The organism is Arthrobacter sp. 05T423 (assembly GCF_056396245.1).
Window position 1 is genome coordinate 452,191 of record NZ_JBFTLC010000001.1, and the last position, 14,399, is coordinate 466,589.

Consider the following 14,399-nt stretch of genomic DNA (forward strand, 5'->3'; position numbering starts at 1 on the left):
CCTAGATGCGGGCGCCCTGCAGCAGGGAGATGGCATCCTCATCGCTCAGCTGCTCGAAATGCCGGTAAAAGGCTCCCACGGCCCGGAACCTTCCCGGCAGGTGGAGGCAGAGGACTTCGCAGACGCGGGACAGTGATTTCTGCGCCTCGATCGAACCGACGGGGACGGCGGCCACCACGGCTGCCGCGCCGGCGGACCGGACGGCCTCGACGGCTGCCCGCATGGTGGCCCCCGTCGCCAGTCCGTCGTCCACGAGCAGGGCCGTCTTGCCGTGGACGTCGGGCTGCGCGGCCGGGTAGCTGGCGGCGCGGCGCATCAGTTCGGCGCGCTCCCGGTGCTCCACCTGGTCCAGCCATTCCTGCCGCACGCCGTCGTCATGCATCCGCTCCACGAGCGGCCTGTTGAGCAGCCGGACCACCCTTCCGCCCGAGAAGGCCAGGGCACCGAACGCGGTCTCGTCATGGCCGGGGATTCCGAGTTTGCGGACCAGGAGGGCTCCGAATGGCAGGTGCAGGACGTCGGCCGCGGCGGCGGCCACGGGAATGCCGCCCCGGGCGAGGCCCAGCACGACGGTGTCCGGGCGCTCGCGGAACTGCGGAAGGGCGGCAGCCAGCTGCCGTCCGGCGTCTTCCCGGTCCTCAAAGACCATGCCCATGGGTTCCTCTTCCGGTGTTTCCGCCCCCAGGATCCAGCCTACGCCCGTCGACTCCGGCGGGAGGGGGGGTATTCGACATGGTTGCGGCAGTGGCTGTAGAGCGGAAGGCCGCCGCCGGAGGTCGCCGAGTTGCCGGGTCCCTTAACCGCCGAGGAACGCGATGGCCGCCTGCTTGAAGGCGCGGCTGGTGATGGCATTGGTGTGCGTACGCCCGGGCAGGACCAGCTGCTCGGCCATGGAACCGGACTTCTGCGCCAGTTCGGCAAGCTGAGGCATGGACGCGGCGCGTTCATCGTTTTCGCCGGCCACCAGAAGGACGGGCATGTGCGGCACCGCTTCGGCGGGGTCGTACGGTTCGCCCTTGATGGCCTCCACCAGCGACAGCAGGGCAAAGATGTTGTTGCTCGGCAGTGCCTGCGCCATGCTGAGGAGCCCGGCGGTGGACGCGTCCTCGATGGGCGTGCCGTCGGCGAGATAGCGCTGGGCGGCCAGGAGGTCGAACGCCGCCAGCGGATCGGCCATGTTCGGGCCGCCCAGGACCAGCCGGTGAACCAGCTCGTGCTGGGTGGCGCCGAACTCCCACGCGAGCCGGGAACCCAGGGAGTAGCCGATCACGTCCAGCCCGCTGGCGGGGTCACCGTTGCGCAAAGGCCGTGCGCCGGCGTCGAACGCGATCTGCAGCAGGTCAGCCCGGATCCGGCTGGGCGAGTAGGAGTCCATGTCCTCCGGTGCGCCGCTGCGGCCGTGGCCGGGAAGATCGACGGCGATGACCCGCCGGCCGGCCTCCAGGAGGGAGGCGATCCAGCCGGTGTCCTCCCAGTTCAGCTTGCTGGAGGCGGAGAAGCCGTGGATGAGCAGGATCGGGCGGAGGCCGGCGTCGTTCTTGGGGTCGTGCACTTCGACATACAGCTGCGGGTCGGTGCCTTCGACAGTGTGGGAGTGCTGTTCGCCGGTGTGTCTGCCGCTCATCGCCTCAGTCCTCATCAAGTCTCAATCCTCAGGTGCAGGGCTCGCCGGGACTGCTTCGTCGTCGGTCCGCCGTGGATGGGCACCACTCTACCTGCCTGCGGAACGGGCCAATCCATGGCTTCCGAACCGGGCGGCATCTGATGGGTTCCCGGCCTCCGGGAACCCCCTGTGCCGCTACCTGGCTGGGTGGTGTGGCCCGGAATCCGCTGGCTCGGTGTGGGACCGGGCCCGCCGGGATGCCGCGAACCGGGCCCCGGCCCAGCAGGCGGCGGCGATGCCGGCGATGAGCAGCAGCGTGCTGACCAGCTGGATGCGGCTGCTTTCGGCGCTGAAGCCCACCGCAAAAACCAGCCCGAGCAGCACGAGGCCGAACACTGTAAGTCCGGGGAAGCCCTTCATTCTCAGGGCCAGGTGGGTGCCGTCGCGGTCGGCCCGCCGGCGCAGGATGAGCTGGGAGACCAGTGCCGAACCCCAGACCACCAGGCAAGTGGACCCGACCAGCTGGAACAGGGCCGGCAGGATGCGTCCGGGGAACAGCAGCTCCAGGACCGTGGCGATGAACCCGAACGCCACAGAGACGCCGACGGCGATCATCGGCACCCCCGCGCCGCTGAGCCGGGACAGGAAGCCGGGAGCCTCGCCGCGCTCGGCCAGCGAGAACACCATGCGGGATGCCCCGTACAGGTTGGCGTTCAAGGCGGACAGCAGGGCGACGACGGCCACTAGGGTGATGGCGGTGGCGGCGCCCGGGATCCGCGCGGCGTCCAGGACGCCCGCGAAGGGTGATGACAGCGACTCCGAGGTGGCCGGAAGGACGGCCGCGATCACGAAGACCGAGCCGATGTAGAAGACGAGGATCCGCCACACCACCGTGCGGATGGCCCTGGTGACGCTGCGCTCAGGATCTTCAGTCTCCGCGGCTGCGACGCTGACGATCTCCGTGCCGCCGAAGGCGAAAATCACCACGAACAGGGCCGTGGCAATGCCCGCCATGCCCGACGGTGCGAAGTCGCCGGTGATGTTGGCGAGCCCCGGGGATGCCGCATCCGGGAGGAGGCCCAGGAGGAGTGCGGCGCCAACGGCCAGGAACAGGACGATGGCGGTCACCTTGAGAATGGCAAACCAGAACTCGAACTCGCCGAAGTTCTTTACGCCGGCCAGGTTGATGGCGGTGAACACCATCATGAACACCAGGGCGAGCGCCCACACCGGAACCACCGGCCACACGGAAAACAGCAGCCCCGCAGCGCCGAGCGCTTCGGCGGCGATGACCACCACCAGCTGCAGCCACCAGAGCCAGCCCACGGTTGCCCCGGCGGTCTTGCCCATGGCGCGCTCGGCGTAAACAGAGAAGGCGCCGCTGTTGGGGTTTGCTGCTGCCATCTCGCCGAGCGCCCACATGACCAGGATGATGAGGGTTCCGGCCACCAGATAGGACACCAGTACGGCGGGCCCGGCCGCCTGGACGCCGGCTCCGGAGCCGAGGAAAAGCCCGGCGCCGATGGCGCTGCCCAGGCCCATCATGGTGAGCTGGCGGGGCTTCATGCTGTGGCGGAGCTGCACTGGGGGTCGCTCTGCCGTGGACTTCATCGTCATGCTGCGTACCTTCTTGGGGTTGGGGACTGGTCCTTTTGGGACCTTTCGAATTTACCCCAACTTCCGGCGAAACATTTTGTATCCAGGGCAACGGGCCGTAGAATCAGTTTGAGTCAACTTGACTATAACTAATCCAGGGCGAGCCCGCGATCTGCGGACAGGCCGATCGCAGCGAAGCGGGTGATTACCGTGTACACCACCTCAGCCAACGTGGCCGAACGGCAGTCCGCGCCACCGTCGCTGGCGATTTCCACCGTGATTTTCGCGCTCCGCCCCAGCGAGTCCTCCGGCCGTCCCACGCTATGGCTCCCGCTGGTCCGGCGGATCCGGGAACCGTTCAAAGGCCTGTGGGCGCTGCCCGGCGGTCCGCTGACGCACTCAGAGTCGCTGCAGGACGCCGCTTCGCGGAACCTCAGGGACACCACCGGGCTGGCCCCCAGCTACCTTGAGCAGCTCTACGCCTTCGGCGGCATGCACCGCTCGCCCACGCAGCGCGTGGTGTCCATCGTCTACTGGGCGCTGGTCCAGCCCACCGAAGCCGCCCTCGCGGACGAATCCGAGAACGTGCGGTGGTTCCGCGCCGACAGGCTCGGCAGCCTGGCCTTCGACCACAACGCGATCGTGGAGTATGCCCTCTGGCGCCTGCGGAACAAGCTGGCCTACGGTTCCATCGCCTACCACTTTCTGGGGGAGTACTTCACCCTCGCACAGGTCCGCGAGGTCTACGAAGCAGTGCTGGACACACAACTGGACCCCGCCAACTTCCGCCGGCAGATCAAGTCGACGCCGGAAATCGAAGAAACCGGTGAATACCTCCAGGGCGGCAAGCACCGCCCGCCGCGTCTTTACCGATTTACCGGCCGCCCCGGCCTCGACCCAGATAACAGGAGTACCCCATGAGCAGCGTCAACACTGCCATCCAGCTGATCACGCGTGAACAGGCCGAGAAGGCCACGGCGGCCGGCGCCGGCGGCACCTGCAGCTCCGCGCTCGCCAAGGGCCCGTGGGAGTACGACCTCGCGGAGACGCTCGCCGGTGTTCCGGCCTATGGTCCCGGCGCCTCCAGCGCCGACGTCGCACCTGCCTCCACGCCCCGCCAGGGACAGCTTCCCGAGGAGTACCAGCTTGCCGGCGAAGCAGAACTCGATGCCCGGATCCGGGCTGCCAAGGCGGCCCTAGGCGACCGCGCCGTCATCCTGGGCCACTTCTACCAGCGGGACGAGGTTGTCCAGTACGCCGACTTTGTGGGTGACTCCTTCCAGCTGGCCAACGCGGCCCTGACCCGGCCCGACGCCGAAGCGATCGTGTTCTGCGGCGTGCACTTCATGGCCGAGACCGCGGACACCCTGTCCACGCCCGAACAGGCTGTCATCCTGCCCAACCTCGCTGCCGGATGCTCGATGGCAGACATGGCCGACGCCGAATCCGTCGAGGACTGCTGGGAGCAGCTCGAGGAGATCTTCGGCACCGAGCCCGACGCCGAAGGCCGCGTTCCGGTCATCCCCGTCACCTACATGAATTCCTCCGCCGCGCTGAAGGCCTTCTGCGGCCGGAACGGCGGCATCGTCTGCACGTCCTCGAACGCCAAGACGGTCCTCGAGTGGGCCTTCGAGCGCGGCCAGCGTGTGCTGTTCTTCCCGGACCAGCACCTCGGCCGGAACACGGCCAAGGCGCTGGGCGTACCGCTCGAGCAGATGCCCATGTGGAACCCGCGCAAGGAGCTTGGGGGCAACGACGAACAGGCCCTGCTCGACTCCCGCGTGATCCTCTGGCACGGATTCTGCTCGGTTCACAAACGCTTCAGCGTGGCCCAGATCGAGAAGGCCCGCTCCGACTTCCCGGGCGTCAACGTCATTGTGCACCCCGAATGCCCCATGGACGTGGTGGACGCGGCTGACTCCGCCGGCTCCACGGACTTCATCCAGAAGGCCATCGCCGCAGCCACCGAGCCCACCGTCTTCGCGATCGGCACCGAGATTAACATGGTGAACCGGCTGGCGGCCCAGTACCCGCAGCACACCATCTTCTGCCTGGACCCGGTGATCTGCCCGTGCAGCACCATGTACCGGATCCACCCCGGCTACCTGGCCTGGGTCCTGGAAGAGCTCGTCGCCGGCCGCGTGGTCAACCGCATCACCGTGGACGACGATGTGCAGCAGGACGCCAGGACGGCACTCGAGCGCATGCTCGCCGCCAAGCCCCAATAGAGAGCCCACAATGACCATCCCCAGCGAAAACGGAACGGCCGGCCGCCAGCGGCTCGCCGTCGTCGGCAGCGGCATCGCCGGCCTCTATGCCGCCCTGCTCGCGGCGGAGGCAGGCGCCGACGTGGTGGTGCTGACCAAGGGCGCGCTCGCGGACAGCAACACATATTTCGCCCAGGGCGGCATTTCCGCCGTCCTCGACGAGCCGTCGCCCGGCGACACCGTGGCAGCCCACATCGCCGACACCCTGAAGGCCGGCGCCGGGCACTGCAACCCGGCGGCTGTCCGGGTGCTCTGCACCGAGGCCCGCCGGGACATCGCCGGGCTCGGACGCTTCGGCGTCCGTTTCGACCTGGACGACGACGGCGACCCCGCCTTGGGGCTCGAAGCCGCCCACTCCGCGCCGCGGATCCTGCACGCCGGCGGCGACGCCACCGGCGCCGGCATCGCCAACGCCCTGATCTGCGCCGTGCTGGCCGCGCAGGCCTCGGGCAGGATCCGGCTGCTGGGCCACGCCAGCGTGACAGCCCTCATGCAGCAGGGCCGCCGGGTCACGGGCGTTGAGTTCCTGCAGGACGGGCGGGCGGGCAGCATCCAGGCCGACGCCGTCCTGCTGGCCACCGGCGGGGCAGGGCAGCTGTTCGCGCAGACCACGAACCCTTCCGTTGCCACCGCCGACGGGCTGGCCCTCGCCTGGCGCGCCGGTGCCGCCGTCGCTGACCTGGAGTTCTTCCAGTTCCACCCCACGTGCCTGGTCCGGCCGGACAGGGGAATTGTCCGCCAGGACGGGGGAGCGAAGTCCGACGACGGCCAGGACCCGCTGCTGATCTCCGAGGCAGTCCGCGGTGAGGGCGCCATCCTCGTTGACGCCCAGGGCCGCCGTTTCCTGCCCGGCTACCACCCCGACGCCGAACTCGCCCCGCGCGATGTCGTCTCCCGCAGCATTGCCCTGCACCTGGCCGCGCTCGGTGACCCCAACGGCCACGTCTACCTCGACGCCCGGGGCATCGAAGACACCAGGGGAGCAGGGTTCCTGGCGAAACGCTTCCCCACCATCACGCGCGGCACCCGCGAAGCCGGCATCGACTGGACCCGCGAGCTCGTCCCGGTCGCACCCGCAGCCCACTACTGGATGGGCGGCGTCGCCACCGACCTGGACGGCCGCACCTCCGTTCCCGGGCTCTTTGCGGCCGGCGAAGTCGCCTGCACCGGTGTCCAGGGTGCCAACCGGCTGGCCAGCAACTCGCTGCTCGAAGGACTGGTTTTCGGGCGGCGGGCTGTTGAAGCGTTCCTTGGTGGCGCCACAACGCTTGGGGCGTCGCAAAACAGCACTACTCAGCCGGGGGCGTCGACTAACGGCATCCCTCCGCGTGCTAGCTCAGCCGCTAGCGGCCTCCCTTTGACGCACGCTTCCGGGGCACCGTCAGTCGACAATTCTGTGGCACTGTCCCGCGACTTCGAGGCTGATGACTGGAGCGCAGCGCCCTACCCCGAGGGAAATTTGGGAGATGCCGTATCCGGGGAGTTTTCTCGCGGGGCTTTGCGGCGGTTGATGACTGCTCAGGCCGGGGTGCTGCGTAGTGGGGGACTGCTGCGGGAAGCGGGGTCCGCGCTTGCCGGGTGGGCCGCCGTCGTGCGTCCTGAAGCGGTGCCGCGGTCAGCGGACCCGCGGACCCATGAGTACGCCAACCTGCTGCTCGCCGCGCAGTTGCTGGTGCACGCGGCGCGGGAGCGGCGGGAATCGCTCGGAGCACATTACCGGGATGACAGCCTGCCCGCAGACCATCCAGTCGGCGACCTAGACGAAGAATTCAGAATGAGCCCGAAAGCGAGCCTTGTCCATGACTAGCCTGACCCTCCCCGCAGCACCCGTCCACGAGATCCTGGAACGGGCTTTCGCGGAGGATGCGCCCAGCGGCGACATCACCTCGCAGCTGCTGATTCCGGCCGAGGCCCGCGCCACCGCGGTGCTCAACGCCCGCGTACCGGGGGTCTTCAGCGGCGGCAGCGTGTTCCGCGACGCCATGCTGATGGTGGACCCCGACACCGAGGTGGAGCTGCTCCTCGCCGATGGTGAGGCGTTCGCCGCCGGAACCAAGCTCGCGCGGGTCACCGGCCGGGCGCGCAGCGTGCTGCTGGCCGAGCGGGTGGGCCTGAACCTGGCACAGCGGATGAGCGCGATTGCCACCAAGACGGCGGTATTCGTGGCTCTGGCGGCCGGCACCAAGGCCCGCATCACGGACACCCGCAAGACCACCCCCGGCCTGCGCGTCCTGGAACGGTACGCCGTCAGGTGCGGCGGGGGCGCCAACCACCGCTACAGCCTGTCCGATGCCGTGCTGGCCAAGGACAACCACCTTGCCGTCATGACCGGGGGAGACCCGGCCCGGCTGACCGCGCTCCTCGCCGACGCGAAGGCGCAGCTGGGGCACACCACACACTTTGAGGTGGAGGTGGACAGCGCCGACCAGATCGAACCCGTCCTGGCTGCCGGGGTGGACACCATCATGCTGGACAACTTCAGCATCGAAGAGCTGCGCGCCGGTGTCCGGCAGGTGGCTGGCCGGGCCGTGGTGGAGGCCAGCGGCAACGTCAACCTTCGCACCGTGGCGGACATTGCCGCCGCCGGTGTGGACGTCATCTCCGTCGGGGCCCTGACCCACAGCGTCACCGCCCTGGACCTTGGCCTGGACGTCGAACTGACAGTGGGGTGAACACGCCATGATCTTCCTGGACGCAGCAGCCACCACCCCCGTGCGCCGGGAGGTGCTGGAGGCCATGTGGCCGTACCTCACTGGCGAATTCGGCAACCCGTCAAGCCACCACTCGCTCGGGGACGCCGCGGCGCGGGCGCTCGCGGATGCCCGGAAGACCGTGGCCGCGGTGCTGGGCTGCAGGGCGGGAGAGATCACCTTCACCTCGGGCGGCACGGAGGCGGACAACTTCGCCGTCAAGGGAATTGCGCTTGCTCGGCAGGCCGCGGACCCTGCGCTGAAACGGGTGGTGATCAGCGCCGTCGAGCATCCCGCCGTGGAGGAGTCCGCACGGTATCTCGAACGCTTCCACGGATTCGCCGTGGACGTGGTGCCGGTCGACGGGAACGGGACGGTGACCACGGAGGCGCTCGCCGCCGTCCTGCGGGACGAAACCGCGCTGGTCAGCATCATGTACGCCAACAACGAGGTGGGGACTGTCCAGCCGGTGGCCGAACTGGCGGCACTGGCGAAGGAGCGGGGAATCCCCTTCCACACCGACGCCGTGCAGGCCGCCGGCTGGCTGCCGCTGGACGTGAAGGCGCTCGGCGTGGACGCGCTAAGCATCTCGGGGCATAAGCTCGGGGCGCCCAAAGGCAACGGGATCCTGTTCGTCCGGGGCCGGACCCGGATCGAGCCCCTCGTGCACGGCGGCGGCCAGGAACGCGGCAGTCGCTCCGGCACCGAAAACGTTGCCGGGGCCGTGGCCCTGGCCACCGCCCTCACCCTGGCGCATGCCGACCGGCCCGCGCTCGCGGCGCGCGCCAGGGGCCTGCGGGACGGCTTCATTGCCGCCGTGCTGGCCAGCGTTCCCGGAGCCCTGCTGACCGGCCATCCGTCCGAACGGCTGCCTTCGGTGGCCTCGTTCTGCTTCCCTGGCACCAGCGGCGAATCCGTGCTCCTGGAACTCGAGCGGCAGGGCGTGGTGTGCTCCAGCGGCTCGGCCTGCGCGGCCGGATCGGATGCGCCGTCGCCGGTGCTGGTGGCACTGGGCATCGAAGCGGAGGTCGCCCAGACCGCCGTGAGGTTCAGCTTTGATTCGTCCGTGACCGGCGCCGGCCTCGAGGCTGCCGCCGCGGCGGTGACGGCCGCCGTCGGAAGCGTCCGGAACCTGGGCGGAGTACCGGTCAGCTAGCTTCCGTGACCGGATTGGAGAGCTCCCCGATTCCGCCCACCCGGCAGGTGACGGTGTCGCCCGGCTGGATGCCGGAGCTCGCGGCCGGGAACCCGGTGAGCACCAGGTCGCCGGGGTGCAGGGTCATGAACGACGTCAGGTAGACCAGGATCTCGTCCACCTTCCAGCCGAGGTCCGCGGTGCTCGCCGCGGGCAGGTCGGTGCCGTTGTGGACGACGCCGATGGGCAGGTCCGTGGGGTCCAGCGCCGTCACGATCCACGGTCCGGCGGGAGTGAACGTGTCCTGGCTTTTGGCGCTCAGCCACAGCTCATCGGACTTTTGCCGCCAGCGTGCGGTGACGTCGTTGGCTATGGTGTAGCCCAGGACCGCGCCGCGTGCGTTGCCAAGGGTCAGGTTTTTCGCTGTCCGGCCGATGACGACGGCCAGTTCCGCCTCCGGCTCCACCAGCCCGATTCCGGCCGGCAGTTCAATCGCTTCGCCCGGGCCGATCACGCTGGTGGCGGCCTTGTGGAAGGCCTGTGCGGGGAGGTCCCGGCCGGCCTGCCCGGTATTGTGGGCCATCCCCAGGACATTGGCCGGCACGCTCGGCGCCAGGAAGGTGAAGCTGTCCTCGGAGACCTCCGCGCCCCGCTCCCAGCCGCTGCGGGGGGCACTGCCGGCGTTGGCGCGCGAGCCGGGGAACGGGGAGTCCACCACCGACCAGGTCCGCCCCGCCGTGCCCGCGAAGTCTGCGGCGTCGTTGGCCACAAAGAACTGTTCGGGCAGCTGTGCTGTGGCTGTTTCTGATGCTGACGGCGACGGCGACGGCGACGGCGACGGGGCAGGGGCGAGGGGCCGGACGCGGGCGATCCGCCGCTGGACAGGTGGGGTCATTGAGCCATCGTATGTGCCGGGCAGAGCGGCCAGGAACTGCGTGACGTCAGTACAGCTCGCCGGCGGGAATCTCCACGGCCAGCCGGTTGGCGGGGCCGGCGAGCGGGCAGGCCCATGCCTCGTTGTACGCGCACGAAGGGTTGTAGGCGAAGTTGAAGTCCAGCACGTACTGGGCGTCGGGACCGGAACCGCGGACGCCGTGGAACGCGCCCTTGATGGTGTCCAGGAGGTAGCGGCCGGCGCCGTAGCTTCCGCCGGGCTTCCCTGCGGTGGCGTCGCGGAACGGAACGAAGATTCCGCCCCCGTAGCCCATCAGCTTCCATACGGCCAGCTGCCCCATCTCGGGAAGGTCGAACGTTCCCAGCCGGACGAACCTGACCAGCCCGTCCGTCCCTGTTTCGACGGTCATCTCCCGTCCGGCGCCTTCCTTGGTGAGAGGGACGTAGAAACGGTAGATGGGATCATAGTCGGCCGTCTTGAGACCATAGAAGGACGCCTTTGCCTCGGCAGTCAGGGCCGACGCCGGATGGGTGCCGAACATGCGGTCGCGCTCCTGGCGCCAGTAGGCGTGGGCTTCCGCGGGGCTGTCCGCGGCGATCTTGCGCACCGTGTCGTACAGGGCGAATGTCCGCAGCCGCCAGTCTGCAATGTCGACGGCGGACATGCCCGCCAGGGTCTGCTCCGCTGCGTCCAGCTCATGTTCGGCCATGTCCACAGCCTAGTTGCAAATTCACCGGCGAAACGCTGGCAGGCAGCCGCCGGGTGGGTGCGGCGTCCCGGCTAGGCTGGAGCCATGACGGGATTCACGGCCTCTGAACGAACGGGCATCGCCGCCGTCGTGCTGCTGACGGCTGGACTGATGGCCGGCTGCAGCAATGGCGGCAAGGGTGCGCCCGCGTGGACCGCGGAGCCGGGCACCAGCCCGGCGACCGGGTCGGCATCCGCTTCCGCAAGCCCCACGGCGACAGGGTCCACCGGTGCCTCCGCCAAGGCCGGAGCCACGGCAGCGGCGTGGAAGGTCTTCTCGGATCCTGCCAAGACGGTGAGCTTCGAGCTTCCGCAGGACTGGATTACCCAGTCGGCGGAACCTGACAAGGGGACCCTGCCCGGTGCCGTCAAGATCGAGGTCAAAGACGCCAAAGGCACCTACCTGGCCACCCTGCAAACGGGCCTGCCCAGTACAGGTGCAGCCAATTGCGCCGCTTCCGCCCGCAAGCCGTACTTCGTCGTCAGCAGTGTCCCGGTGGAGCTGCCGCACAGCGGCGGGCTGGGGACCATCGACCCGCACGTCGTCTTCAGGGTCATCCAGGGCTACCGCTACTTTGGCTCCTACGGCATCACCAACCTCGTGGGCGGCGCCGATTCCAAGGCATGCCAGCTGCAGAACGTGGTGCAGGGCCTGGCCGGCAAGGGGAACTTTTCGTTCAGCGACATTCGCTCACTGAAGGCCTTCGCGCCGGATGAAAAGGTGGCCCCGGCAAAGGCCTTCGACACCCTCGACCAGGCTGCCGGCTACGTCAACGAGGGCTCGGAATTCGCCAACGTCCAGCGGATGCTAATGTCTCTGAAGATCCAAAACTAGTCCCGCTGCGCCTCCGGCACACCCCCCGTCCGCAGCCGGAACTGGCTGACGCCGCCCCACACCCCCGGAGACCCATGGAACGAACTGTTGCTGCCCGCCTGGTATTTAAGACCGTGGCCGACACCAAGGTGGCGATGGCCATCTCCGTGGCGAGGAACTCCGGCTACGTGTCCTTCGAGGAGAACCTCAGCGTGACGGCCGGCGGGGAGCACGTTCCGCTCACTGAGCTTTCGGACCACCACGGCGGCAGGTTCCATTACATGGAGTTTCCCGACCCCACCGAGGTTGCCGTGGACTACTCCGCGACCGTTGCGGGCCTCGCGGAACCCGAGCAGCCCTCCCTGATGGAGCTGATCCGCTATGTCCGGCCCAGCCGCTATGCGGAGTCCGACCGGCTGCTCCCGACGTCCTATGCCGAGTTCGGGGGACTCCAGGGTGAGGAACTCCTGCACGCCGTGCGCAACTGGGTGTTCAACGAACTGCGCTACGTCAGCGGCTCCTCCCGGGGAACGGACGGCGCCGTGGAGACCCTGCTGAACCGGCGGGGCGTCTGCCGGGACTATGCGCACCTGGCGATCTCGCTGTTGCGCGCCAAGAACGTTCCCGCCCGGTTGGCCGCCGTGTACGCGCCGGGCCTGTCCCCGATGGATTTCCATGCGGTGGCCGAGGCCCACGTCGACGGGGCCTGGCACGTGATCGACCCCACCGGGCTCGCTCCCAGGGAGGCCATGCTGCGCATCACCTCGGGACGGGACTCCTCTGACACGGCCTTCCTGTCCACCGTGGGCGGAAGCCTCTCTCTCCGGGAGATCCGTGTCATCGCCACGGTGAACGGCGAACTGCCGGCGGAGGACCCGGACAAACTCGCCATCATCCGCTGAAGGCAGGCGCGGGAGGCGTCCGACGGCGGGCCTGGGGTCCCGCCGTCGGCCGTCCCAATCGCGCGGCAACCGCCGTCCCGCTAACCCGGCCATGGACCGTCCCGCTAACGGGACGGTAGCGACGCGCGCAGCTTCTCCGTGAGCCGCAGCAGCTCCCGCTGCTCCGCCGCAGTCAGCGCGGGGCCAACCAGCTCGGCGATGTCCCGCACGTGCTCCCGGCCAATTTCCTTCTGCAGCGCCGCGCCCTCGTCCGTTAGCTTCAGCAGCACGCCCCGGCCGTCGTCCGGGGCAGCCATGCGCTCCACCAGGCCGCGTTTCTCCAGCCGCTCCACCAGCCGGCTCAGGCTGGACTGGCTCAGGAGCACGTTGTCGTTCAGTTCGTTCAGCCGCAGCCAGCCGGACGGGCACCGCGACAGCGTGAACAGCACGTCGTACTCGTTGACCGCCAGGTTCCGGAAGGCGGGCCCGGACTGCAGCCGGCGCATCACCGCCACCTGCGCGCGGAACAGCGACTCCCAGGTTTCGGCGGCCAGTCTGGTGGCCGAGGCCGCCGGTGCTGTCCGGGGTGTCATCGCGACTCTGTCGGGGAGGCGGCGGGCACGGTGTCCTGGCCGGTTGTGTCCTGGCCGGTCCCGGCCTCCGCGGCAGAGCCCTCGCCAGCAGTGGCCTCGGCTGCGATCCGTGCGGCAACGCGTCCGGCGTGCGTGGGCGGAGCCGGAATGTGGGCGGGCGTGCGGTCCCCGTATTCCTTGCGCAGCACCGGCAGGACTTCCTCGCCGAACAGGTCCAGCTGCTCCAGGACGGTCTTCAGGGGCAGGCCGGCGTGGTCGATCAGGAACAGCTGGCGCTGGTAGTCGCCGAAGTACTCGCGGAACGTGAGGGTCTTCTCGATGACCTCCTGCGGACTGCCGACAGTCAGCGGCGTCTGGGACGTGAAGTCCTCCAGTGACGGGCCGTGGCCGTAGACGGGGGCGTTGTCGAAGTAAGGCCGGAACTCCTTGACGGCATCCTGGGAGTTCTTCCTCATGAAGAACTGCCCGCCCAGCCCCACGATCGCCTGGTCCGCCTTGCCGTGGCCGTAGTGCTCGTAGCGCTCGCGGTACAGGCTGATCAGCTGCTGGTAGTGCTCCTTCGGCCAGAAAATGTTGTTCGCGAAGAACCCGTCGCCGTAGTACGCGGCCACCTCGGCGATCTGCGGGGTGCGGATGGATCCGTGCCACACAAAGGGGGCGACGCCGTCGAGCGGGCGGGGCGTTGAGGTGAAGTTCTGCAGCGGCGTCCGGAACTTTCCGGACCAGTTGACGGTGTCCTCATCCCACAGCCGGCGCAGCAGGCTGTAGTTTTCGATGGCCAGCTCGATTCCGTCCTGGATGTTCTTTCCGAACCAGGGGTAGACCGGGGCGGTGTTGCCGCGGCCCAGCACCAGGTCCACGCGGCCGTCAGCCAGGTGCTGCAGCATGGCGAAGTCTTCGGCGATCTTGACCGGATCATTCGTGGTGATCAGCGTGGTGGCCGTGGACAGCGTGATGCGCTCGGTCTGGGCGGCAATGTACGCGAGCGTCGTGGTGGGCGAGGAGGAGAAGAAGGGCCGGTTGTGGTGCTCGCCGATGGCGTAGACGTCCATGCCGATTTCTTCGACCTTCTTGGCGATGGCCACGGACGCCTTGATGCGCTCGTGCTCGGTGGGGGTCCGGCCCGTGGTGGGGTCCTGGGTGATGTCGCTAACGCTGAATACGCCGATCTGCATGAT

The 14,399-nt window shown here is 68.8% G+C and carries 14 protein-coding genes; 7 read left to right on the plus strand and 7 right to left on the minus strand.

Annotated elements, in window-relative coordinates; all coding sequences use genetic code 11:
• Position 1: 1 nt before the first annotated feature.
• The 3 genes from AC1DFE_RS02145 to AC1DFE_RS02155 form a co-directional block, all read right to left on the minus strand.
• On the minus strand, positions 2–655 hold the full coding sequence (locus AC1DFE_RS02145; protein WP_476904265.1) for a phosphoribosyltransferase: 654 nt from the start codon (positions 653–655) through the stop codon (positions 2–4).
• 141 nt (positions 656–796) lie between these two features.
• Positions 797–1,624 (minus strand): alpha/beta fold hydrolase, encoded by an 828-nt coding sequence (locus tag AC1DFE_RS02150; protein WP_476904266.1) that lies wholly within the window; start codon positions 1,622–1,624, stop codon positions 797–799.
• Positions 1,625–1,798: 174 nt separating this feature from the next.
• Positions 1,799–3,220 (minus strand): amino acid permease, encoded by a 1,422-nt coding sequence (locus AC1DFE_RS02155; protein ID WP_476904267.1) that lies wholly within the window; start codon positions 3,218–3,220, stop codon positions 1,799–1,801.
• A 189-nt stretch (positions 3,221–3,409) separates the two neighbouring features.
• Between AC1DFE_RS02155 and AC1DFE_RS02160 the strand changes: the two genes are divergently transcribed.
• From AC1DFE_RS02160 to AC1DFE_RS02180, 5 genes are read left to right on the plus strand one after another with little or no spacing between them, the layout of a single operon-like run.
• The gene (locus tag AC1DFE_RS02160) at positions 3,410–4,120 is read left to right on the plus strand and encodes an NUDIX hydrolase (RefSeq protein WP_476904268.1); all 711 of its coding nucleotides are present in this window, start codon (positions 3,410–3,412) and stop codon (positions 4,118–4,120) included.
• Positions 4,117–5,427 carry a quinolinate synthase NadA gene (gene nadA, locus AC1DFE_RS02165; protein WP_476904269.1) on the plus strand — a complete coding sequence of 437 codons (1,311 nt, stop codon included), beginning with the start codon at positions 4,117–4,119 and terminating at the stop codon, positions 5,425–5,427. The genes AC1DFE_RS02160 and nadA overlap by 4 nt, the downstream gene beginning before the upstream one ends.
• Before the next feature lie 10 nt (positions 5,428–5,437).
• Complete coding sequence (gene nadB / locus AC1DFE_RS02170; RefSeq protein WP_476904270.1) at positions 5,438–7,273, plus strand: L-aspartate oxidase; 1,836 nt, start codon at positions 5,438–5,440, stop codon at positions 7,271–7,273.
• Positions 7,266–8,138 carry a carboxylating nicotinate-nucleotide diphosphorylase gene (nadC, locus tag AC1DFE_RS02175; protein ID WP_476904271.1) on the plus strand — a complete coding sequence of 291 codons (873 nt, stop codon included), beginning with the start codon at positions 7,266–7,268 and terminating at the stop codon, positions 8,136–8,138. Before nadB ends, nadC begins: the two co-directional genes overlap by 8 nt.
• 7 nt (positions 8,139–8,145) lie before the next feature.
• The gene (locus AC1DFE_RS02180) at positions 8,146–9,312 is read left to right on the plus strand and encodes a cysteine desulfurase family protein (protein WP_476904272.1); all 1,167 of its coding nucleotides are present in this window, start codon (positions 8,146–8,148) and stop codon (positions 9,310–9,312) included.
• On the opposite strand, the gene AC1DFE_RS02185 is transcribed toward AC1DFE_RS02180, so the two are convergent.
• Both AC1DFE_RS02185 and AC1DFE_RS02190 read right to left on the minus strand, forming a co-directional pair.
• A complete protein-coding gene (locus tag AC1DFE_RS02185) occupies positions 9,305–10,186 on the minus strand; it encodes a fumarylacetoacetate hydrolase family protein (RefSeq protein ID WP_476904273.1) in 882 nt (293 codons plus the stop codon). The genes AC1DFE_RS02180 and AC1DFE_RS02185 overlap by 8 nt on opposite strands.
• A 46-nt stretch (positions 10,187–10,232) precedes the next feature.
• Positions 10,233–10,895, minus strand: a complete 663-nt coding sequence (locus tag AC1DFE_RS02190; protein WP_476904274.1) for a DUF1684 domain-containing protein — start codon at positions 10,893–10,895, stop codon at positions 10,233–10,235.
• An 84-nt stretch (positions 10,896–10,979) separates the two neighbouring features.
• On the opposite strand from AC1DFE_RS02190, the gene AC1DFE_RS02195 reads away from it, so the two are divergent.
• Positions 10,980–11,768 (plus strand): hypothetical protein, encoded by a 789-nt coding sequence (locus AC1DFE_RS02195; RefSeq protein ID WP_476904275.1) that lies wholly within the window; start codon positions 10,980–10,982, stop codon positions 11,766–11,768.
• 74 nt (positions 11,769–11,842) lie between these two features.
• Positions 11,843–12,649: a transglutaminase-like domain-containing protein gene (locus AC1DFE_RS02200; RefSeq protein ID WP_476904276.1), complete on the plus strand. Its 807-nt coding sequence runs from the start codon at positions 11,843–11,845 to the stop codon at positions 12,647–12,649.
• 104 nt (positions 12,650–12,753) lie between these two features.
• Here AC1DFE_RS02200 and AC1DFE_RS02205 read toward each other — a convergent pair whose 3' ends face one another.
• Both AC1DFE_RS02205 and AC1DFE_RS02210 read right to left on the minus strand, forming a co-directional pair.
• A complete protein-coding gene (locus AC1DFE_RS02205; protein ID WP_476904277.1) occupies positions 12,754–13,221 on the minus strand; it encodes a MarR family winged helix-turn-helix transcriptional regulator in 468 nt (155 codons plus the stop codon).
• Positions 13,218–14,396 (minus strand): LLM class flavin-dependent oxidoreductase, encoded by a 1,179-nt coding sequence (locus AC1DFE_RS02210; RefSeq protein WP_476904278.1) that lies wholly within the window; start codon positions 14,394–14,396, stop codon positions 13,218–13,220. Before AC1DFE_RS02210 ends, AC1DFE_RS02205 begins: the two co-directional genes overlap by 4 nt.
• Positions 14,397–14,399: the final 3 nt, after the last annotated feature.

Excerpts from the sequence above, each read along its gene's own strand:
- AC1DFE_RS02205 (WP_476904277.1), bottom strand. The coding sequence starts at position 13,221 with ATGACACCCCGGACAGCACCGGCGGCCTCGGCCACCAGACTGGCCGCC.
- AC1DFE_RS02210 (WP_476904278.1), bottom strand. The coding sequence starts at position 14,396 with ATGCAGATCGGCGTATTCAGCGTTAGCGACATCACCCAGGACCCCACC.
- AC1DFE_RS02150 (WP_476904266.1), bottom strand. The coding sequence starts at position 1,624 with ATGAGCGGCAGACACACCGGCGAACAGCACTCCCACACTGTCGAAGGC.
- AC1DFE_RS02180 (WP_476904272.1), top strand. The coding sequence starts at position 8,146 with ATGATCTTCCTGGACGCAGCAGCCACCACCCCCGTGCGCCGGGAGGTG.
- AC1DFE_RS02200 (WP_476904276.1), top strand. The coding sequence starts at position 11,843 with ATGGAACGAACTGTTGCTGCCCGCCTGGTATTTAAGACCGTGGCCGAC.
- AC1DFE_RS02185 (WP_476904273.1), bottom strand. The coding sequence starts at position 10,186 with ATGACCCCACCTGTCCAGCGGCGGATCGCCCGCGTCCGGCCCCTCGCC.
- AC1DFE_RS02145 (WP_476904265.1), bottom strand. The coding sequence starts at position 655 with ATGGGCATGGTCTTTGAGGACCGGGAAGACGCCGGACGGCAGCTGGCT.
- AC1DFE_RS02155 (WP_476904267.1), bottom strand. The coding sequence starts at position 3,220 with ATGACGATGAAGTCCACGGCAGAGCGACCCCCAGTGCAGCTCCGCCAC.
- nadC (WP_476904271.1), top strand. The coding sequence starts at position 7,266 with ATGACTAGCCTGACCCTCCCCGCAGCACCCGTCCACGAGATCCTGGAA.
- AC1DFE_RS02190 (WP_476904274.1), bottom strand. The coding sequence starts at position 10,895 with ATGGCCGAACATGAGCTGGACGCAGCGGAGCAGACCCTGGCGGGCATG.
- AC1DFE_RS02195 (WP_476904275.1), top strand. The coding sequence starts at position 10,980 with ATGACGGGATTCACGGCCTCTGAACGAACGGGCATCGCCGCCGTCGTG.
- nadB (WP_476904270.1), top strand. The coding sequence starts at position 5,438 with ATGACCATCCCCAGCGAAAACGGAACGGCCGGCCGCCAGCGGCTCGCC.
- nadA (WP_476904269.1), top strand. The coding sequence starts at position 4,117 with ATGAGCAGCGTCAACACTGCCATCCAGCTGATCACGCGTGAACAGGCC.